Annotated in this window: 22 protein-coding genes; 13 read left to right on the top strand and 9 right to left on the bottom strand. The window is 69.4% G+C overall.

Annotation, left to right across the window (positions count from 1 at the left end; genetic code table 11):
* The first annotated feature begins 95 nt into the window (after window positions 1-95).
* The 3 genes from CXY76_RS14960 to CXY76_RS14950 all read left to right on the top strand — a co-directional run bounded on the left by CXY76_RS14960 (window position 96) and on the right by CXY76_RS14950 (window position 1,796).
* Window positions 96-485, top strand: coding sequence for a DUF6855 family protein (locus CXY76_RS14960; RefSeq protein WP_104165904.1), 390 nt, complete (start codon window positions 96-98; stop codon window positions 483-485).
* A gap of 58 nt (window positions 486-543) precedes the next feature.
* Window positions 544-894 (top strand): DUF6412 domain-containing protein, encoded by a 351-nt coding sequence (locus CXY76_RS14955; protein ID WP_104165901.1) that lies wholly within the window; start codon window positions 544-546, stop codon window positions 892-894.
* Window positions 895-986: 92 nt separating this feature from the next.
* A complete protein-coding gene (locus CXY76_RS14950; protein WP_104165899.1) occupies window positions 987-1,796 on the top strand; it encodes a membrane protein insertase YidC in 810 nt (269 codons plus the stop codon).
* Between the two features lie 483 nt (window positions 1,797-2,279).
* Here the strand turns inward: CXY76_RS14950 and CXY76_RS14945 are convergent, their stop codons facing one another.
* From CXY76_RS14945 to CXY76_RS14925, 5 genes are all read right to left on the bottom strand, one after another.
* Window positions 2,280-2,681 (bottom strand): SPW repeat protein, encoded by a 402-nt coding sequence (locus CXY76_RS14945; RefSeq protein WP_104165896.1) that lies wholly within the window; start codon window positions 2,679-2,681, stop codon window positions 2,280-2,282.
* 98 nt (window positions 2,682-2,779) lie between these two features.
* A complete protein-coding gene (locus CXY76_RS14940; protein WP_104165894.1) occupies window positions 2,780-3,607 on the bottom strand; it encodes an endo alpha-1,4 polygalactosaminidase in 828 nt (275 codons plus the stop codon).
* Between the two features lie 25 nt (window positions 3,608-3,632).
* Window positions 3,633-4,133: a CarD family transcriptional regulator gene (locus tag CXY76_RS14935; protein WP_066597804.1), complete on the bottom strand. Its 501-nt coding sequence runs from the start codon at window positions 4,131-4,133 to the stop codon at window positions 3,633-3,635.
* A gap of 229 nt (window positions 4,134-4,362) precedes the next feature.
* On the bottom strand, window positions 4,363-5,034 hold the full coding sequence (locus tag CXY76_RS14930) for a potassium channel family protein (protein WP_104165892.1): 672 nt from the start codon (window positions 5,032-5,034) through the stop codon (window positions 4,363-4,365).
* 55 nt (window positions 5,035-5,089) lie between these two features.
* Window positions 5,090-5,443 carry an iron chaperone gene (locus CXY76_RS14925; RefSeq protein ID WP_104165890.1) on the bottom strand — a complete coding sequence of 118 codons (354 nt, stop codon included), beginning with the start codon at window positions 5,441-5,443 and terminating at the stop codon, window positions 5,090-5,092.
* 105 nt (window positions 5,444-5,548) lie between these two features.
* Between CXY76_RS14925 and CXY76_RS19445 the strand changes: the two genes are divergently transcribed.
* Window positions 5,549-6,583, top strand: a complete 1,035-nt coding sequence (locus CXY76_RS19445) for a hypothetical protein (protein ID WP_158253920.1) — start codon at window positions 5,549-5,551, stop codon at window positions 6,581-6,583.
* 48 nt (window positions 6,584-6,631) lie between these two features.
* Complete coding sequence (locus CXY76_RS14910; RefSeq protein ID WP_146073472.1) at window positions 6,632-7,618, top strand: hypothetical protein; 987 nt, start codon at window positions 6,632-6,634, stop codon at window positions 7,616-7,618.
* A 5-nt stretch (window positions 7,619-7,623) separates the two neighbouring features.
* Here CXY76_RS14910 and CXY76_RS14905 read toward each other — a convergent pair whose 3' ends face one another.
* Window positions 7,624-8,265 carry a TetR/AcrR family transcriptional regulator gene (locus tag CXY76_RS14905; protein ID WP_104165881.1) on the bottom strand — a complete coding sequence of 214 codons (642 nt, stop codon included), beginning with the start codon at window positions 8,263-8,265 and terminating at the stop codon, window positions 7,624-7,626.
* Between the two features lie 84 nt (window positions 8,266-8,349).
* Between CXY76_RS14905 and CXY76_RS14900 the strand changes: the two genes are divergently transcribed.
* The 5 genes from CXY76_RS14900 to CXY76_RS14880 are packed head-to-tail and all read left to right on the top strand — an operon-like array spanning window position 8,350 to window position 11,724.
* Complete coding sequence (locus CXY76_RS14900) at window positions 8,350-9,345, top strand: ATP-binding cassette domain-containing protein (RefSeq protein WP_104165879.1); 996 nt, start codon at window positions 8,350-8,352, stop codon at window positions 9,343-9,345.
* Window positions 9,342-10,184, top strand: coding sequence for an ABC transporter permease (locus CXY76_RS14895; protein ID WP_104165877.1), 843 nt, complete (start codon window positions 9,342-9,344; stop codon window positions 10,182-10,184). Before CXY76_RS14900 ends, CXY76_RS14895 begins: the two co-directional genes overlap by 4 nt.
* A 53-nt stretch (window positions 10,185-10,237) precedes the next feature.
* Window positions 10,238-10,624 (top strand): VOC family protein, encoded by a 387-nt coding sequence (locus CXY76_RS14890; RefSeq protein WP_104165875.1) that lies wholly within the window; start codon window positions 10,238-10,240, stop codon window positions 10,622-10,624.
* Between the two features lie 20 nt (window positions 10,625-10,644).
* Window positions 10,645-11,034: a VOC family protein gene (locus CXY76_RS14885; RefSeq protein ID WP_104165873.1), complete on the top strand. Its 390-nt coding sequence runs from the start codon at window positions 10,645-10,647 to the stop codon at window positions 11,032-11,034.
* Window positions 11,035-11,037: 3 nt separating this feature from the next.
* Window positions 11,038-11,724, top strand: a complete 687-nt coding sequence (locus CXY76_RS14880) for a GyrI-like domain-containing protein (RefSeq protein WP_233199881.1) — start codon at window positions 11,038-11,040, stop codon at window positions 11,722-11,724.
* A 72-nt stretch (window positions 11,725-11,796) separates the two neighbouring features.
* Here the strand turns inward: CXY76_RS14880 and CXY76_RS14875 are convergent, their stop codons facing one another.
* On the bottom strand, window positions 11,797-12,594 hold the full coding sequence (locus CXY76_RS14875; protein ID WP_104165871.1) for a LysR family substrate-binding domain-containing protein: 798 nt from the start codon (window positions 12,592-12,594) through the stop codon (window positions 11,797-11,799).
* Window positions 12,595-12,725: 131 nt separating this feature from the next.
* On the opposite strand from CXY76_RS14875, the gene CXY76_RS14870 reads away from it, so the two are divergent.
* The gene (locus CXY76_RS14870) at window positions 12,726-13,166 is read left to right on the top strand and encodes a DUF5997 family protein (protein WP_104165869.1); all 441 of its coding nucleotides are present in this window, start codon (window positions 12,726-12,728) and stop codon (window positions 13,164-13,166) included.
* A gap of 111 nt (window positions 13,167-13,277) precedes the next feature.
* Here CXY76_RS14870 and CXY76_RS14865 read toward each other — a convergent pair whose 3' ends face one another.
* Window positions 13,278-13,946 (bottom strand): alpha/beta hydrolase, encoded by a 669-nt coding sequence (locus CXY76_RS14865; RefSeq protein WP_104165868.1) that lies wholly within the window; start codon window positions 13,944-13,946, stop codon window positions 13,278-13,280.
* A gap of 214 nt (window positions 13,947-14,160) precedes the next feature.
* Between CXY76_RS14865 and CXY76_RS14860 the strand changes: the two genes are divergently transcribed.
* Window positions 14,161-14,748 carry an NUDIX hydrolase family protein gene (locus CXY76_RS14860; RefSeq protein WP_104165865.1) on the top strand — a complete coding sequence of 196 codons (588 nt, stop codon included), beginning with the start codon at window positions 14,161-14,163 and terminating at the stop codon, window positions 14,746-14,748.
* Window positions 14,749-14,815: 67 nt separating this feature from the next.
* On the opposite strand, the gene CXY76_RS14855 is transcribed toward CXY76_RS14860, so the two are convergent.
* Entirely contained in the window at window positions 14,816-15,787 is a 972-nt protein-coding gene (locus CXY76_RS14855; protein ID WP_104165863.1) for a nucleoside hydrolase, read from the bottom strand.
* On the opposite strand from CXY76_RS14855, the gene CXY76_RS14850 reads away from it, so the two are divergent.
* On the top strand, window positions 15,710-17,233 hold the full coding sequence (locus tag CXY76_RS14850; protein ID WP_146073471.1) for an ABC transporter substrate-binding protein: 1,524 nt from the start codon (window positions 15,710-15,712) through the stop codon (window positions 17,231-17,233). The two genes, CXY76_RS14855 and CXY76_RS14850, sit on opposite strands and share 78 nt — an antisense overlap.
* The last annotated feature ends 42 nt before the right edge of the window (window positions 17,234-17,275 follow it).

Genomic DNA, 17,275 nt, shown 5'->3' with positions numbered 1-17,275 from the left:
GGTGGTGGCACCGTAGAGATTTGCGGCACCCGGCCTAGGCTGGGGCGGACGGGAGCCGGTGGGCTCCCGGCATTCGCTGACGAGTGGAGACCCTGATGACCGACGGAACGCCCGCAGCCCCCTGGCAGCTCACGACCCCGCCCGGCACCTCGACGTACTCGATGTACCGCGAGGGCGACGAACTCGTCTGCCAGGTGGGCGCCACGACCCTGAAGTATCAGGCCAGGGCCATCGACGACCTGCACGCGTGGTTGGTCGAGCAGGGCGACTGGGTTCCGCTCGGCGCCAGTGACGAACAGAAGGCCGCGCCGGAGGGCAGCGTCGAAGCGTGGGGCCGGTCCACCGACAATCCGGTCGGCGGCTGGTACGGCCTGCGCAAGGGCTACCGTGGCCGCTTCGGCATGTACCTGCCACCGTTGCTCGAGCACCTGGGCCTGGCCGAGCTCACGCACGAGAAGCGCAACAATTCGATGCGGGCGCTCTGAGCTCATCCCCGCTGAGTCCGGCTAGGCTGGCCGGATCGACCCAAGAAAGGGGAACCGGATGCGCGCACGCACGTTACTGCCGCCGCTGGCGTCCCCGATGTCCCGCCTGGCGGTGCTGCTCGGCCTGAGTCTGGGGTCCGGGTTCGGCCTCGGCGCGCTGTCCCTCGGCGGCCGCGGCTTCGGTGAGCTGCTCGCCCTGGCGGCCCTGTTCACCCTGGCCGCCTCGGCCGTGGCCGTCACCGGCGCGGCCCAACAGGTGCTCGCCATGCTGGTCATGGTGCTCACCGGCGCCCCCACCCCGGTCGCCCGGCCCTACCCCGAGCTGGCCTCCCAGGTCGGCCAGAGCGTTCCGGATGCGCCGGGCAAGCCCCAGCCGCGCGCCCCGGGCCGCGCCCTCCCGGTCGCCTAGGGAGCTCTCTCGCGCCGCACCCGCCGGGTGCCACGCACCCCTGTCGCGACCATACGGTTCCGCTTTTTCCGTATTCCGACCGGGAGTTTTCCATGGACATCTATGCCTTCGGCCCCATCGCGGCCGTGCTCGACGCGGCCTATGCCGTTCTGCACAACCTCACCCTGTTCCTCACCCCGTTCGCCACCGCGAACGCGGCGGCCCTGGCCGTCATCGTGCTCACCCTCGCCCTGCGCCTGGTGCTCATCCCGGTGGGGGTGTCGCAGGCGCGCGCGCAACAGCAGCGCCAACGCCTCGCCCCGCGCCTGACCGAGCTGCGCCGGCTACACGGCACAAATCCGGAGCGCCTGCAACGCGAGACGGCCGCCCTCTACGCCGCCGAGAACGCCTCCCCGCTGGCCGGTTGCCTGCCCCTGCTGGTGCAGGCGCCGATCCTCTCGATCGTCTACGGTCTGTTCGTGCTGGGCACCATCAACGGGCACAACAACGCCCTGCTCGCCGGCGGCCTGTTCGGCAGCCCGCTGGGCACCAGCATCCTCACCGGCTGGGGCGCCGGGCCCACCCCGACGGTGCTCCTGGTCGGCGGCGTGTTGCTCGTCGTGCTGCTGGTGGCCCAACTGCTCAGCCGTCGGCTGATGCTCGCCCAGGGCGCCGCGGCCGCCGCTCCGGCCCCCGGTGCCGCGGCGACCGCGCCGGCCGCAGCAGCGGTACCGCCCGCTCCGGGTGCGCTCTCGCCCGCTGCCCAAGCGACCATGACCGGCATGCTGAGCTGGATGCCGCTGATCAGCGTGGTCTTCGCGGCCTTCGTGCCCCTGGCAGCGGCGATCTACCTCACGGTGAGCGCGCTCTGGTCCGTCACCGAACGCGCGGTGCTCTGGCGCATGCTGCGCCCGGCCCGCTAGCGCTGCCCGCGACTTGCCAGTTGAGGCCCACACGAGCGAGCATTTTGGGCGACAACTGGCAAGTCAGTCGGCGGTGCTGGGGTGAGTTGCCAGTTGCGGCCCCTTCCGAGGTGCGCAGGGGGCCCCAACTGGCATGTCGCGGGGCAGGGGGGACTTGCGCGCCGCTGAGAAGTGTCAGAACTCACCATCCCCAGCAGAATTGAGCCACTGATGTTGATTCGCACGGCACCAACAGCCGCCGCGGCCGCCCCGCATCCGCCCGCCCGCGAGTCGCCGCAAAACGCCCCTTGGGACGTCCTGATGGGGCACTTCGCGGCAAGTCGAGAACAGGAGATTCGCCGACTTGCCGAAAAACGCTCTTTTGGGTGCTTCGAGAGGGCGCTTTGCGGCGATTCGAGCGCACGATACCGAGCGCACCGGATGCGCGAAAAAGCGGCAGGCGCCCCGCGTGGGGGCGCCTGCCGCAATCGAGGGCAGTGCGGCTCAGGCGACGCTGCCGGCGTGCGCCCGGGTGCCGGAGACGCGGGCGCCGGGCTGGCTCTTCGAGCACAGCACGACGAGGATCACGGCGACGCCGACGACGATGTGCGGCAGCCAGGCGTTCGGCGCCTCGTCGCTGAAGCCGAACAGGAACGGCGACAAGATCAGCACGACCGACGCCAGCACGTCGAAGATGAGGTGGACCGGCATGCCGATGACCTTGACCAGGCCCAGCTCGTAGCGGGTGAACAGGCTGTACAGGATCAGGCCGACGCCGAGGACGCGGGGAACGATGACGGCGGCGCCGCCGACCTCTTCGAACATGAAGATGGTGGGGGCGAGGATCAGGGCGATCGCAACGACGTAGTCGAGGACCGCGTGGACCTTGGTGGGGATGAAACGCATGGGGAGCTCCTGGTGGTTGACCGGAGGCCGGATCGCCTCACAACACTGGTTCGCCGCCCTCGCCCGGATGGTTTGGTCGCGCCCCCGGAACCGCCCGCTCAGCAGCGTTCATAGACGTAGCCGACCGCACCCGCCACGGTCAGGTCACGGTCGCGCAGAATCATCGACCGCGGGCGGCCCGGCACCGCGCAGGCCGCGGCGAAGTCCTCGCGCAGGTCGTCGGCGTACTCGATCGCCAGCACCCGGTCGCCGTAGGCCGCCCGGTACAGTCCGCACTCCTGCCAGCGGTCGCACTCCTCGGCCACCGCGAAGTCGAACAGTTCGGAGAGCGGCCCGGCCAGGTCGGCGGCGTTCTTCTGACCGATCGCCAGGCCCTCGCCGTGCGCGCCGGTGACCAGGATGCGGGCGAACGCGACATTGTCCTCGGCGGTGAGCAGTCCGGCCGACCGGGTGTACGAGTCGAGGTTGTCGAGCTCCACGGCGTCGAAGCCGGCCGCGGCACAGGCCGTCACCTGGGGGAGCAGCAGTGCGGCCAGGGCGGTGCGCTTGCCGGCGCTGCCGGTATCGAACAGCAGTTCGTCCGACCAGTTCTCGTCGCGCACCGGCCCGCCGCCGGCGGTGAGGATCAGCTCGGGGGAGTCCGCGAGCATCCGCTCGGAGTCGGCCGGCTGGGTCTGGAACCCGTTCAGGTAACACACCGAGTAGACGCCGGCGGCGGGCTCATCGGTGCTGTCACGCACCACGACGTCCACTCCGGTGGGCGGGTCGTAGGCGCCGCCGAGCTGGTAGTCGAGGCCACCGCCGACCGGTGGCGGCACCGGGGCGGATGCGGTCGGAGGCCCGGCCGCGCAGCCGGACACTGCCAGGGCCACCAGTGCCGCGGCAACACAAAAGCGCCGCCGGACGGCAACCAGCAGGCTGCTCATCCGGCGACGCGCTAAGGGTGGTGAACTAGGCGACTTCGGCGACGCTGGCGTTCAGCACGTCGTCAAGGGTGACGAAGGCCTCTTCTTCGGTGGACTTCTGCGCGAGCGCGAGCTCGGAGACGAGAACCTGGCGGGCCTTGATGAGCATGCGCTTCTCACCGGCGGAGACGCCGGAGATGCGGTCGCGGCGCCACAGGTCGCGAACGACCTCGCTGACGCGGTAGACGCTGCCGCTGCCCATCTTCTCGGTGTTGGCCTTGTAACGACGCGACCAGTTGCTGGGCTCTTCTTCGACGTCGCTGCGGAGCACGTCGAAGACGGCCTCGACACCGGCGGCGTCAATGACGTCGCGCACGCCCACGAGCTCGGCGTTGTCGATGGGCAGGTTGATGGCCAGGTCGCTCTGGTGCACGGTGAGCGTGATGTAACGCTTCTCGACACCCTTGATCGTGCGGGTCTCGACAGCGGTGATCGTTGCCGCGCCGTGGTGGGGATAGACGACGGTCTCGCCGACTTCGAAAATCATCTGATGCAGCCTCATAATTCGTTGAGCGTGGTTGACGTATCACCCGGACGGCGGCGCGGGGCGCCAGCCGTGCTCCGCCGCGGTGCTGCCACAGCCGATTCGACGCACCCAGGGCAACTCACTGGATACAACACGCGACTGAAAATGGCACAGCGGTTCGTTAAGGGTATTCGGAGAGTGTATCATTCCCGCCTCGCTGGCCCTATTCGTGTTTATCACGGCCGCCAGGCTACTTGCGGCGGTCTTCGGCCTCGGACACCCGCTGCACGAGCCAGGACGAGAGCGTGGCCGTGAGAACGCCGAGCACGGCGACGCCGCCGAGCATCAGAAGGGTGGCGACGGCGCGTCCGCGGAGGGTGACCGGCGTGAAATCGCCGTAGCCGACGGTGGTGATGGTCACGGCGGCCCACCAGAGCGAGTCGCCGAACGAGGTGATGTTGGCGTTCGGGGCCGCCCGTTCTGCGTCGAGCACCGCGAGGGCGGCGATGTAGGTGACGAGGATCGCGGCGCCGGCGAGGTAGACCAGCACCCGGGCGCGGAAGGCCGTACCCGCGGAATTCTGGAAGACGTTGCTGTGAGCGACGACCCGCAGCAGGCGCAGTGGCCGAAGCAGGGGCATCAACACGAAGAGCAGGTTCACCGGATGGTGCACCACCCACTGCCACCGATGGTCGGCGAGGAAGATCTCCACGAGATAGCTCACCGGGAAGAGCGCCCAGCTGACCAGGATCAGCGCCCGCAGGAGGTCCGCGGTGGCGACATCGACGTCGGCGATCACCGCAATCGAATAGGCGACCAGGAAGAGGATCGCTGCGATGGTGAGTGGCCAGTCGACGGCCTGTTGCCAGCGTGCCTGACGCGGTCCGCCCCACGCGTCGATGCGGATGTCGGTCGCCATCATGCGGGCATCCTGCCACCCGTACACCGCCCAGCCAATGCCGGGGCGGCAGGTGGGGCTAAGCCGTGCGGGCCGCGATCAGGGCGCGGGTGAGCCGTTCGACCAGGTCGTAGGGCACCGGGCGATTCAGCGGAAACCGCACGGTGTCCTTCTCCGCCCGGAACGGCGCCAGGTCCGCTTCGAGCTCCGCGTCCTGCCCACCGATCGCGTACAGCGCCACGTGCCGTTTCCAGCCGGCGAAGTAGATCAGCAGGCGACCGTCGAGCGCCACCGTGGGCATCCCGTAGCTGATGGTTTCGGTGGCGCCGGGCGCGGCCGCGAGAATGGCGGCGCGGATGCCGGCCAGCACCGGCTGCACCTCGCCAGGGAACGCCTCGATGTACGCCTGCACACTGTCGGGTTGCTCGGCCATGAGGTCAGTGTGGCAGCCGCGGCGCCGGCCGGGCAAGGGTGGCAGCGGGCCCGGGCCGGATCGGCAGGATGGTGGCAGGATGTGCGCACCAATGAGGGGAGTCCCGTGGCACAGGCGCGGCGTGGCGATGACCCGTACGAGCGCGCCCTGACCGATCCGGACTTTCTGCGGGCTGTGAGCGCGGCGCATCGGGGCCGGTGGCCGGCGCTCGACGCGCTCTGGTGGTGGTCCCATCCGTCCGAGGCTGCCCCGAGCGGCAGCCCGTCTCCCAGCGCCCGGTTGAGCACGCTTCAGCGCCGGCTGTTCGGCGCGGATGGCGACGCGGCCGGCGACGGCGCCGTGGCCGCGGCTGCCCGAGAGCTGGAGGGGGAGATCGCGGCCGAGCGGGCGGCGATCGGCGCGGCCCTCGCCGCGGCGGGGGCGGGGGAGGAGGTTGCTGGCAGAGGGGAACGAACACCTGCAGTCGATTCGACGCGGCCCGCCACCGCACCGCCGACCGCACTTGGTGCCGATCGAGCGCCGATCTCCGACGGGGCCGCCGAGCCACCGGACCTGTCGGACGGCGGCCCGGTTCCCGATCCCGCACCACAGCGCAACCGGCTGCTGTTGGGCGCAGGACTGGTCGGGGCGCTGTTGCTCGGCGCGCTCCTGGGCAGTCAGGTCACGGCCGCGAACCCGCCGGGCGCCCTGGCGCCCACGCCCGCGGCGAGCAGCACCGGGTCGGCGACCCCGTCGGCCGTGCCGGTGATCGCCGCGCAGGTGTTCGCCCGGGTCCAGACCGGCCAGGACATCCCGCGCGTACCGCTGCCAGCGGCCTACGACCCGGCCTCGTTCCGGTACCTGGGCGCGGCGGGCTGGCGGGACTCCGACGCCAACGGGGTGACGGACTCGCCGTACTACGCGGCCAGAGGTGCGGAGAACCTGGTCTGCCTGGTAGCGGTTCCGGAGGGCGCCGGCTACCTGACCACCTGCGCCCGCGAGGAGGGCTTCCCGTCGACCGGGCTGCGGCTGTCCTGGCAGAGCACCGACTTCCTGCCGATGGAACAGGACGGCCGGGCGATGGTGATGGACATCACCGTGGCCTGGCTGAGCGACTCGACGATCGAGACGCGCGGGTCTGGCCGGTCGCTGATTCCCTGAGCCGGCGGGGCGTGTGTCAGGCTGGGTGCAACAATGATGGGGGTTTCATTGGCTCAGAATGTGTACGACGACCCGTATGACCTGGCGCTGGCCGATCCGCAATTCCGGGCGGCGGCAGCCGCGGCCCATACCGGCCGGTGGAGTCTGCTCGATGCGCTCTGGTGGGAGTGGCACCCGGAGGACCCGGCCCCTAGCGGGAGCCCGTCGCCCATCCACCGGCTGCGGGAGCTGCAACGCCGGGTCTTCGCGGCGGATGGCGACGCCGCCGGCGACCACGCGGTGGCCCAGGTCGTGCGGGAGCTCGAGGCCGAGATCGTGGCCGAACGCTCTGCCGCCACGGAGGCGATCACCGCCGCGCACGCGGACCTCAGACGCCGCACGGCCGCGCAGACGGGGGTCGGCGGGGCGCTCGCCGGAGCCGACGACCGGGGCGGCCCCGGGGACACTCCCGAACCCGACGGGCCCGGCGAAGCGGATGACGGCCCGGCGGCGGATGCTCCTCGTCCCGCGGCCCCGCGCCGGCGGGTGCTGCTCATCGCCGGCCTCGCCGCCGCGGTGCTGCTGGGCGTGATCGTCGGCGGCCCGCTCTCCGCCCTCACCGGGCTGGGTGCGGCGCCCGCGCCGACAGCCTCGGCCACCGCGGCCGGCACGCCACAACCCCTCGCGCTGTCGGCCTTCCAGCGGGAGCAGACGCCAGAGGACCTCCCCGCGATCCTGCTCCCCGAGGGGTTCGATGTGGCGACCCTGCGGCAACTGGGTTCGATGGGCTCGGTCGACGCGGGCCCCGCACCGCAGATTGTCTACTACGTCGCCCGCACGACCTCGAACATGGTCTGCCTGATCGTGGTGCCGCTGACCATGGACTACCTGTCGACGTGCACCCTGGAGCAGGACTTCCCGTCCACGGGATTGCGGCTGTACTGGGCGTCGGAGGGGATCTTCTCGTCGCCGGACGACGGCTCGGCGATGGGTCCGACGAACACCTACCTCACCTGGCGTCCGGATGGGAGCGTCGAGGTGGGCTCGGTGGGCTGAGCGGGCTACAGCCCCTGTTCCACCATGTCGATCACCCGGGTGATCAGGGTCTGCTTGACCGGGTCCGGCAGGGCCCGCAGCGGCCCGTCGATGAACAGCTCCGCCAACCCGTGCACGGCCGACCAGGCCAGGAACTCCGCCGCCGGCCGGCGCTGGGCGGGCAGCAGACCCTCGGTCACAAGATCGTCGAGCGCGACGGTGAGCAGCTGGAACGGGGTGAGACCGTGCTCGCCGGCGCGCGCCGAGCTGGTGGCGCTCTCCAGGTCCGACGAGGCCGAGAACGCGGTCTGGAACCGGCCGGGCTCCTCGAGGGCGAAACGCAGGTAGCCGGTGCCCACGGCACGAAAGCGCAGCCGCGCCGCCTCGGCCGCATCGTCGCAGTGGATGCGCGCCTGATCGGCCTCGATCGCCCGCGCCACCAGGGCCTGGCAGCTGGAGCAGACCGCGTCCAACAGCGCCTGCCGGTCGGCGAAGTGCCGGTACGCGGCGCTGGGTGTCACCCCGGCCCGCCGGGTGGCCTCACGCAGCACGACGGCGGATGGCCCGCCCTCGCCGGCCAGGTCGACGCCGGCTTCGATGAGGGCACGGCGCAGGTCGCCGTGCCGGTACGAAGTTCGTGCCGGAGAAGTGCCGAGACCCGTTGTCAACGCGCATCCGTTTCGTTACGATAAAAGCTCACATGTGCACAACGTACACATACCAGCATAGCCATCCGACGGCAGGGGCATGGCATGACAATCATCGAAGCCTCAGGGCTCACCAAGACCTACAAATCCAAGACCGGACCGGTGCACGCGCTCGCCGGACTCGACCTCACCGTGCCGCGCGGCACGGTCAAGGCGATCCTCGGGCCCAACGGTGCGGGCAAGACCACGGTGGTCAAGATCCTGACCACCCTCATCCGGCCCGACACCGGCACTGCGGTCGTGGACGGCATCAACGTGCTCGACGACCCGAAGGCCGTGCGCAGCATCATCGGGGTGTCCGGCCAGTACGCGGCCGTCGACGAGAACCTCACCGGCTTCGAGAACCTCGAAATGGTGGGCCGGCTCTACCACCTCGGCGGTGCGGCCTCCCGGCGGCGGGCGCAGGAGCTGATCGACCTGTTCGAACTCACCGCGGCCGGCAACCGTCCGGTGAAGGGCTTCTCCGGCGGCATGCGGCGACGCATCGACCTGGCCGGTGCCCTGGTGTTCAACCCCAAGATCCTCTTCCTCGACGAACCGACCACCGGGCTCGACCCGCGCAGCCGGATGGCGCTGTGGGGCGTGATCAACAAGCTCGTCGACGACGGCACCACGGTGCTGCTCACCACCCAGTACCTCGAGGAGGCCGACCAGCTCGCCGACAGCATCGCGGTCATCGATTACGGCAAGGTCATCGCCGAGGGCACCTCCGACGAGCTCAAGGCGCAGATCGGCGGTCACCGGGTGGTGATCGCCCTGGTCGACGCCGCCGACGCCAACGCCGCCCGCGAGGTGCTGGCCCGGTATGGCGCGGGCGAACCGCAGGTCTCCAGCGACGGCCGCGGCATCGATGTGGCCGTGACCGACGGCCCGCCGGCGCTGCAGCACGTGCTCGCCGACCTGCGTACCGCGGGAATCGAACTGCACGACGCCGGCATGCGCCGGCCCACCCTCGATGACGTGTTCCTCAAGCTCACCGGGCACAAGGCCGACATGGCGGCGGGCGAGAACGAAGACGAGAAGATGGAGAAGGTGAAATGACGGCCACCGCCACCAGGCCAGCCCCGGCACCACCCACCTGGAACCCGTTGTCGCTGTGGTACTCGGACGGCTGGACGACCACCAAGCGCAACCTCATCAAGATCAAGCGCACCCCGGACATGCTCGTGTTCGCGGTCATCCAGCCGATCATGTTCGTGCTGCTGTTCAGCCAGGTCTACGGCGGGGCCATCAGCGTGCAGGGCACCGACTACGTGCAGTTCCTGATGGCCGGCATCTTCGCCCAGACCGTGGTGTTCGGTTCCACCTTTTCGGGGTCGGCCATGGCCCAGGACCTCAAGGACGGCATCATCGACAGGTTCCGCAGCCTGCCGATGAGCTCCTCGGCGGTGCTGGTCGGCCGCACCAACGGGGACCTGGTGCTCAACACCATTTCGATGATCATCATGATGGCCACCGGCTTCCTGGTCGGCTGGCGGGTGAACTCCTCGGTGGGCGAATTCTTCGCCGGCCTCGGGCTGCTGCTGCTGTTCAGCTACGCCTTCAGTTGGGTGATGGCGCTGCTGGGCATGAGCGTGCGCTCACCCGAGGTGATCAACAACGCGTCGTTCATCATCCTGTTCCCGATCACCTTCATCTCCAACGCGTTCGTGCCGATCGAGACCCTGCCGGACCCGTTGCGCGTCTTCGCCGAACTCAACCCGGTGTCCGCTCTCGTGCAGGCCGCCCGCGAGCTCTTCGGCAACGAGGGCAGCGCTCCGGTGCCGGATGTCTGGACGCTGCAGAATCCGGTGCTGACCGTGCTCATCGGGGTCGTTGTGCTGCTCGTGGTGTTTGTGCCATTGTGCATTCGTAAGTTCGCCTCGATCAGCTCCCGCTGACCTGGGCGCAGTCCAGAAGCAGGGAGCGCAACACCGAGCAGAGGGAGTCGATCATGGCACCATCAACGAAACTCAGCGTCCAGCGCGGATTCGGCGGATTCGCCGTGCCAGACCTGGAGGTCGCTCGCAACTTCTACGGAGACGTGCTCGGACTTGACGTCTCCGATGTGATGGGAATGCTGCAGCTCACCCTGCCCGGCGGCACCGGGGTGATCATCTACGACAAGGAAGACCACCAGCCCGCGGTGTTCACAGTCCTCAACCTCTCGGTTCCCGACATTGAGCAGGCAGTGGATGCGTTGGCCGAACGTGGCGTGGACATGCTGCGCTACGAAGGATTCGGGCAAGATGAGCGAGGTATCTCGCGCGGCGGCGGGATGCCGACCGGCGGCTGGATCGCCGACCCGGCCGGAAACATCATCGCCATCATGCAGGAGTGAGCCCAGAGAAGGAGACGACCATGGTCACAACAATCCCCGTGACGTACAAACACGGCTTCACCGGATTCGCGGTGCCCGACATCGACGCCGCCGGCACGTTCTACCGCGAGGTGCTCGGCCTCGACATCGGCGACGGCGGAATGGGGACGCTGCGCCTGACCCTGCCCGGTGGGGCCGACGTCTTCGTCTACCCGAAGGAGGACCACACCCCTGCGGTGTTCACCATCCTCAACCTCGAGGTGGACGACATCGACCAGACCGTGGACGTGCTCGCCGAACGCGGCGTCGAATTTCTCCGGTACGACGGATTCGAGCAGGACGCGCGCGGCATCGCGAGCGGTGGCGGAGGGCCGCGGATCGCCTGGTTCACCGACCCGGCCGGCAACATCCTCTCCGTGCTGCAGAACTGAACCGTGGTGACCGAGAAGGTGGCGGATGCCGCGACAACACCGGGCGTCGACACCGCGTCAGCCGGCGGAGCCGCGCCGTACGACGTGAAGCGCGAGCTGCGGGCCCTGTACGCGCCGAAGAACCGGGACTGGGAGACGCTGGTGGTGCCGCCGCAACGTTTCCTGGCGGTGGCCGGGTCGGGCAACCCGAACACGGCGACCGCGTACGTCGAGGCCGTCGAGGCGCTCTACGCGGTGGCGTACACGGTGAAGTTCACCAGCAAGCGCGGCGGCGGCCGCGATCTGGTGGTGGGACCGCTGGAGGGGCTCTGGTACGCCGACGACGCATCCGTGTTCAGCGCGCGCAACAAGGCAGCGTGGAGCTGGACCATGATGATCAGCCAGCCCGACTGGGTGAGCGACGCGGAGATCGAGGAGGCCGTCACGGCGGCGCGAGCCAAGAAGAAGGCGCTGCCGGCCCTGGACCTTCTGCGTATCGAGCGGCTCGACGAGGGCCTCTGCGCGCAACTGCTGCACGTGGGCTCGTACGACGACGAGGCCCCGGCACTGGCCCGGCTGCACGGCGAGGTGCTGCCCCAGGCGGGCCTGCGCGAGCGCGACCGGCACCATGAGGTGTACCTGGGTGACCCGCGCAAGACCGCGCCGGGGAAGCTCAAGACCGTGGTGCGGCAGCCGGTCTCCCGCGTCTGAACCTTCCCGCGAACTGAGAGAAAAGCACCGAAAACACGCCCGGATAGGTGCTTAACTCACAGTTCGGGGCGCTCAGCGACCGCCGCGGCGCTTGCCGGCCTGCGGGCTGGGGGAGTTGCGGGTGCGACCGGCGCTCTGCGTCTTGCGCGCGGTGGCCGGTTTCGCGGCGGCCGCGGCCGCACGCACGGCCTTGGCGGCGGCCTTGGCCTTCGCGGTCTTCTTTTCCTTCTTCACGGGCTCGTCGCCGGCCGCCACCGCGTTGGTGCGCGAGCTGTCCGGGGTGCGGCCACGCACGATGCCGATGAACTCCTCCACGTCGGGCGTGGTGTCCACCGTGCGCCAGGCCAGCGCGATCCGGCTCTCTGCGGTGTCCTCCACCGGCTTGGAGACGACATCTTTGCGGCTGTGCAGGCGGGCCACCGAGTGCGGCACGATGACGATGCCCACGCCGGCGGCGACCAGTTCCATGGTCTCGTCCATGTCACGCATCGGCGGCAGCGGGCGGCGGCTGCCGTCGCGCACCTCCACGGCCGCATCGCGCCACTCGGGGATCTCGTCGGGATCCTGTAGCAGGTGCTCGTCGACCAGGTCGGCCACGACCACGCTGTCGGCGTCGGCCAGGAAATGATCCTTGGCCACGACCACCACGGGGATCTCGTTGTACAGGTTGATCAGGCTGAGGCCGTCTTCATCGATGGGCAGGCGCACCAGGCTCACGTCGGCGCGGCCGTCCCGCAGCACGGCCTCCTGATCGGCGATGCTGGTGCGGAAGACCGAGAGTTCGACCTCCGGGCGCCGCTCGGCCCAAATGCGAGTCCATTTGGTGGGGGTGACCCCGGCGACGAAGGCAATGGAAAAGGTCACCGGCATCCTCTCGTGTGCAAAATCAGTGTGGGCGGTGGCTGCGCGGGCAGGCGTGAAGTGCCGGCGACGGGCCGTTTTGGCGGTGTTCGGGCGCAGGACACCGAAACCATAGTGCTCTCAGGCTATACGCTGGAACCATGAGCGAGAAGAAGCCCCAGACCATGAAGCCGGCCACGGCTGCCCAGAAGCTCGGGATTCTGCTCGAAGCAGCACCCGAGGAGTTCCAGTCCACGCCGGTGTCCCGCACCGAGCTGGCCGCCCTCGAGGCCAACCCGCCGGAGTGGCTCACCGAGCTGCGCGCCAACGGCCCGCACCCCAAGCAGGTCGTCGCCGCCAAGCTCGGCGTGTCGATCTCGGGCCTGGTGCGCGGCGAGGTCACCGAGCCGCTGACCACCGCCGAGATCCAGGCACTGCTGCAGCAGCCGCCGGCCTGGCTCGTCACCGAGCGCGCCACCCAGTTCGAGGTGCGCGAGGAGCAGATCCGCGTGAAGGACCGCGACGCCGAGAAGGCCCGCAAGAAGGCGCACGCCGAGCGCTTCGCCGCCCAAAACGAGCAGGCCGCCCGCAAGCGCTCCTAGCTCGACCTTTTTCACCGAGTTGCCCCGCCCCGGACGAGTTGCTCCGTTGGGACGGGGCAATTCGTCCGTTCGGGGGCAGCTCGTCGTCAAGGCGGTCAGGCGGTCAGGCGGTCAGGCGGTCGGCACCGCCGGAGCCGCGTACTGTTCGCGCAGGAACGCGACGATCTCGCCGAGTTCGGCCTGCGAGATGGAGTGACCCATTCCCTCGTAGATGCCCTCGGTGAGCGTGGAGTGCGTCGGCAGCCACGCCTGGGTGCGGGCGACCGCCCCCTCGGGGATCACGGGGTCCAGGGTGCCGCGGCCCCAGAACACCGGCGGCGCCAGCTCGGCCAGCCGTGCGTCACCCGGATGCGTGCCGCTGCCGATGAACCCCGACAGCTGCACCGCGAACGCGAACCGCTCCGGCGCGTGCCGCATCAGCTGCAGCGTCATGGCGCCGCCCTGCGAGAAGCCGAGTAGGCCGATGGACGTGGGCTGCTCCGGCAGGGCGTCGAGCCACTCGATGATGCCGAGCGCTGCCGCGTCGAGAGCGTCGCCGACGGGGTCGCCGGGCACCCCGATGGGAAACCACGACCAGCCCTGGCCGGCTTGCAGCGGCGCCCGCAGCGCCGCGATCGTCGGCTGCAACGGCAGGTGCGGGGCGAGCGAGAACAGGTCGCCCTCGGTCGACCCGTAGCCGTGCAGCACCAGCAGCAGCGGGCGGCCCACCCGGTCCGGTGCGGCGGCCGACCACAGCACGGCGGCCGGGTCGATCGGCTCTGGGCGGATGCTGGTGGCCATGTGTCGGTTCCTCACGTTCAGGTCGGCCCAGGTGCGCGCCGACTCCCTCAATCCTTCCACGCCCGCGCCGCGGTGCGCTGGGGTCCCGCGAACTGAGAGAAAAGGCCCAAAAACGCGCCCGGGGTGGTGCTTAGCTCACAGTTCGCGGGGTGTGCGCGACCGGACTCGCGGACCCCGGTGGTGCATCCACCGCTCTCGTGAGTGAGAATGAACTATGAGCGTGCGCACCCCTGACCCCGATCCGGACTGGACGCCTGGCGGGGATGACGCACCACCGCCCAACTCGAACCCGGGTTGGCTGAGCGACATCGAGCTCGCCGAGATCCGCCAGCGGCTGCCCCTGCTGTACGTCGAGGCCGTGCCCGTGCGGGTCGACGGGCTGGGCCAGGTCGTCGAGGTCGGCGTGCTGCTGCGCGCCACCCCGGAGGGCAAGATGACCCGCACCCTGGTCTCCGGCCGCGTGCTTTACGGCGAGACCCTGCGCGACGCGCTGTTCCGGCACCTCGAGAAGGACCTCGGCCCGATGGCGTTCCCGCAGCTGCCGCCGAGCCCGGTGCCGTACTCGGTCGCCGAGTACTTCCCGATGCCCGGCATCACCGCGTTCACGGATGACCGCCAGCACGCCGTGTCGCTGGCCTACGTCGTGCCCGTCACCGGCACCTGCGACCCCCGCCAGGATGCCCTCGAGGTCACCTGGATGACCCCGGAGGAGGCGGCCACCGACGCCGTCTCGGCCGAGATGGAAGGCGGCCGCGGCGGCCTCCTCCGCATGGCCCTGGCCTCGGTCGGCGCGCTGCGCTGACCCGCCGCCCCTCATCCGCGAACTGTGAGATAAGCACCTTCGCGGGCGAGTTTTTGGGGCTTTTCTCTCAGTTCGCGAGGGGGGAGGACAGGCCCAGGGTGTCGAGGAACAGGCGCGCGAAGCGTGGGGCGTCCACGTCCAGGGCCACCTCCACGACCTCCCAGGTGCCGGCGGTGCCGTGCACGATGTCTTCGCCCACCCGGTGGCGCTGGTCCACGATGGTCTGGCCGCGACCGTACCCGGTGAGCTCCACCCGCACGCGTAGCAGCCGGGTGGTCAGCGCATCCGGGTCGACCAGCGCGCAGATCGCCCCGGCGTCACCGATCAGCCCGGTGTACTCGGCCGCGCTGTTCTCGCTGCGGGCCACCCGGTTCGCCAGCAGCGCGCCCACCACCCGCCCGTAGCCGGAGTCGCCGGCCTCCAGCGCGGCGGCGACGTCGCGGTCTACGCTGACCTGGTTGAAGACGTCCAGCCCGTACATGAAGGTGGGGATGCCCGCGTCGAGCACGATCGCCGCCGCCTCGGGGTCGTGCCACACGTTGAACTCGGCCACGGCGGTGGCGTTGCCCACGCTGGCCGAGCCTCCCATGAACACGATTCGCTCGATGTTCTCGGCCAGGTCGGGGTACTGGCGCAGCAGCAGCGCCAGGTTGGTCTGCGGGGCCAGGGCCACCACGGTCACCGGGCGGGGGCTGTCGGTGATGAGCCGGCGCATCAGCTCCACCGCACTGACCGGCTCGGGGGTGCGCTCGCCCGGCGGCAGGTGCACGGTGCCCAGGCCGCCCTCGCCGTGCACGTGCGACGCGCTGCGGGCAGGCGAGATCAGCGGTCGGCGGGCGCCGGCGGCCACGGGGATGTCGGGGGCGCCAGCGACGTCGAGGATCCGCAGGGTGTTCTCCACGACCCGCTCGAGCGAAGCATTGCCGGCGACGCAGCTGATGCCGAGCACCTCGATGTCGGGGTGGGCGACGGCGAACAGGATGGCGAGGGCGTCATCGACGCCGGTGTCGACGTCGAGGAGAACAGGAATCGTGGGCATCCCTCGATTTTATGCGGCCGGCTGGCCATCGTTACTTCGTCGTTACCGCAAGCCATGTCGAGTTTTTCTCAACTTGACTATAGTCGCGGCAACAAACCGTTTTGGGAGATCACGTCTCCCCAACGAGAGGATGAAGCGACGATGCTTCGAAACCGGATTACTCGCGTGGTGGTTGTGGTCGCGGCCGTGAGCCTGCTGGCAGGGTGCACCGGTGGATCCGATGAGGGGGGCGGCGGCGAAGAGGTGACGATTATGGGCGCGTTCACCGACGCCCAGGCCAAGGCCTTCCAGGACGACCTGGACAAGTGGTCGGAAACCTCAGGGATCTCGGCCACCTACGACGGCAACACCGACTTCCAGACCGCGGTTGTGGCGCGGGCGACGGCGGGCAACCCGCCGGACGTCGCGATCTACCCGCAGCCGGGTGTGTTGAAGAGCCAGACGCAGTCGCTGTTCCCGCTGGAGGATCTCGGCATCGACGTTGAGGCGATCACCGCCGATGAGGCGAACGGTCTCGGCACGATCGCAGAAGTCGACGGTCAGACCTTCGGATTGCCCTTTTCCATCAATGTGAAGTCGCTTGTCTGGTACAACCCAGCCGCGTTCGAGGCGGCGGGACTGACGGTTCCCACGACGGATGCCGAGCTGACCGCAGTGCAGCAGCAGATCATCGACAACGGCCTGGGCTACCCCTGGTGCGTAGGTCTCGAGGCGGGTGCCGCCACAGGATGGCCGGCAACGGACTGGCTCGAGGAGTACGTGCTGCGCTTCGGTGGCCTCGATCAGTACAACGACTGGATCGCCGGAGACGTTCTCTTCACGAGCCCGCTGGTGAACCAGGCCGGTACCAAGGTTGCGGACGAACTCCTTGCGCCGAACAAGGTCAACGGGGGTGGGGCCTCAGCCGCCACCACCTCGTTCCAGACGGCAGGCAACCAGCTGTTCGTCTCCGGAGCGGAAAACGGTCAGTGCTTCATGATGCGTCAGGGGTCGTTCATCTCGGACTTCTTCCCGGATGACATCAAGGCGCAGATCGCCCAGAATGACCTGTCGAACGTCAACTTCTTCCAGCTGCCTTCCCCTGAGGGTACGGATGTTTCGATGCTGGGCGGCGGCGACCTCGTCGGCGCGTTCACGGACTCCGATGCCACCAAGCAGGTGGTGGAGTACCTCACCAGCAAGGAGTTCGGCACCAACGGGTATGCCAGCCAAGCGATCTTCCTGTCCCCGCACAACGACTTCGACGCGTCGAACTACACCACGGAGTTCCAGAAGAACGCACAGACGATGCTGAAGGACTCCGCCGTGTTCGGTTTCGATGCCTCCGACCAGATGCCGGGTGAGGTCGGTGCCGGCGCCGAGTGGACCGAGCTGACCAGCTGGTTCGCTGGTCAGAAGTCGATGGAGCAGGCCTTCTCGGACATTGACGCCGCCTGGCCTCGGTAGTCCCCACCTCACGGCCTGTCGGGCGGCCTCTCCGCCGCCCGA

Origin of the sequence: Cryobacterium sp. N22 (assembly GCF_002929555.1) — a bacterium.
Classification (GTDB): domain Bacteria; phylum Actinomycetota; class Actinomycetes; order Actinomycetales; family Microbacteriaceae; genus Cryobacterium.
Note: the sequence above shows the minus strand (reverse complement) of the source record. Positions and strands in the feature narration are given on the sequence as shown.

Bases quoted from the DNA above. Each gene is read 5' to 3' on its own strand.
- CXY76_RS14945 (WP_104165896.1), bottom strand. From the start codon at position 2,681: ATGCGTTTCATCCCCACCAAGGTCCACGCGGTCCTCGACTACGTCGTT.
- CXY76_RS14895 (WP_104165877.1), top strand. From the start codon at position 9,342: ATGACGGCCACCGCCACCAGGCCAGCCCCGGCACCACCCACCTGGAAC.
- CXY76_RS14860 (WP_104165865.1), top strand. From the start codon at position 14,161: ATGAGCGTGCGCACCCCTGACCCCGATCCGGACTGGACGCCTGGCGGG.
- CXY76_RS14955 (WP_104165901.1), top strand. From the start codon at position 544: ATGCGCGCACGCACGTTACTGCCGCCGCTGGCGTCCCCGATGTCCCGC.
- CXY76_RS14870 (WP_104165869.1), top strand. From the start codon at position 12,726: ATGAGCGAGAAGAAGCCCCAGACCATGAAGCCGGCCACGGCTGCCCAG.
- CXY76_RS14855 (WP_104165863.1), bottom strand. From the start codon at position 15,787: ATGCCCACGATTCCTGTTCTCCTCGACGTCGACACCGGCGTCGATGAC.
- CXY76_RS14875 (WP_104165871.1), bottom strand. From the start codon at position 12,594: ATGCCGGTGACCTTTTCCATTGCCTTCGTCGCCGGGGTCACCCCCACC.
- CXY76_RS14885 (WP_104165873.1), top strand. From the start codon at position 10,645: ATGGTCACAACAATCCCCGTGACGTACAAACACGGCTTCACCGGATTC.
- CXY76_RS14925 (WP_104165890.1), bottom strand. From the start codon at position 5,443: ATGGCCGAGCAACCCGACAGTGTGCAGGCGTACATCGAGGCGTTCCCT.
- CXY76_RS14865 (WP_104165868.1), bottom strand. From the start codon at position 13,946: ATGGCCACCAGCATCCGCCCAGAGCCGATCGACCCGGCCGCCGTGCTG.
- CXY76_RS14940 (WP_104165894.1), bottom strand. From the start codon at position 3,607: ATGAGCAGCCTGCTGGTTGCCGTCCGGCGGCGCTTTTGTGTTGCCGCG.
- CXY76_RS14950 (WP_104165899.1), top strand. From the start codon at position 987: ATGGACATCTATGCCTTCGGCCCCATCGCGGCCGTGCTCGACGCGGCC.
- CXY76_RS14900 (WP_104165879.1), top strand. From the start codon at position 8,350: ATGACAATCATCGAAGCCTCAGGGCTCACCAAGACCTACAAATCCAAG.
- CXY76_RS14935 (WP_066597804.1), bottom strand. From the start codon at position 4,133: ATGATTTTCGAAGTCGGCGAGACCGTCGTCTATCCCCACCACGGCGCG.
- CXY76_RS14960 (WP_104165904.1), top strand. From the start codon at position 96: ATGACCGACGGAACGCCCGCAGCCCCCTGGCAGCTCACGACCCCGCCC.
- CXY76_RS14930 (WP_104165892.1), bottom strand. From the start codon at position 5,034: ATGATGGCGACCGACATCCGCATCGACGCGTGGGGCGGACCGCGTCAG.
- CXY76_RS14890 (WP_104165875.1), top strand. From the start codon at position 10,238: ATGGCACCATCAACGAAACTCAGCGTCCAGCGCGGATTCGGCGGATTC.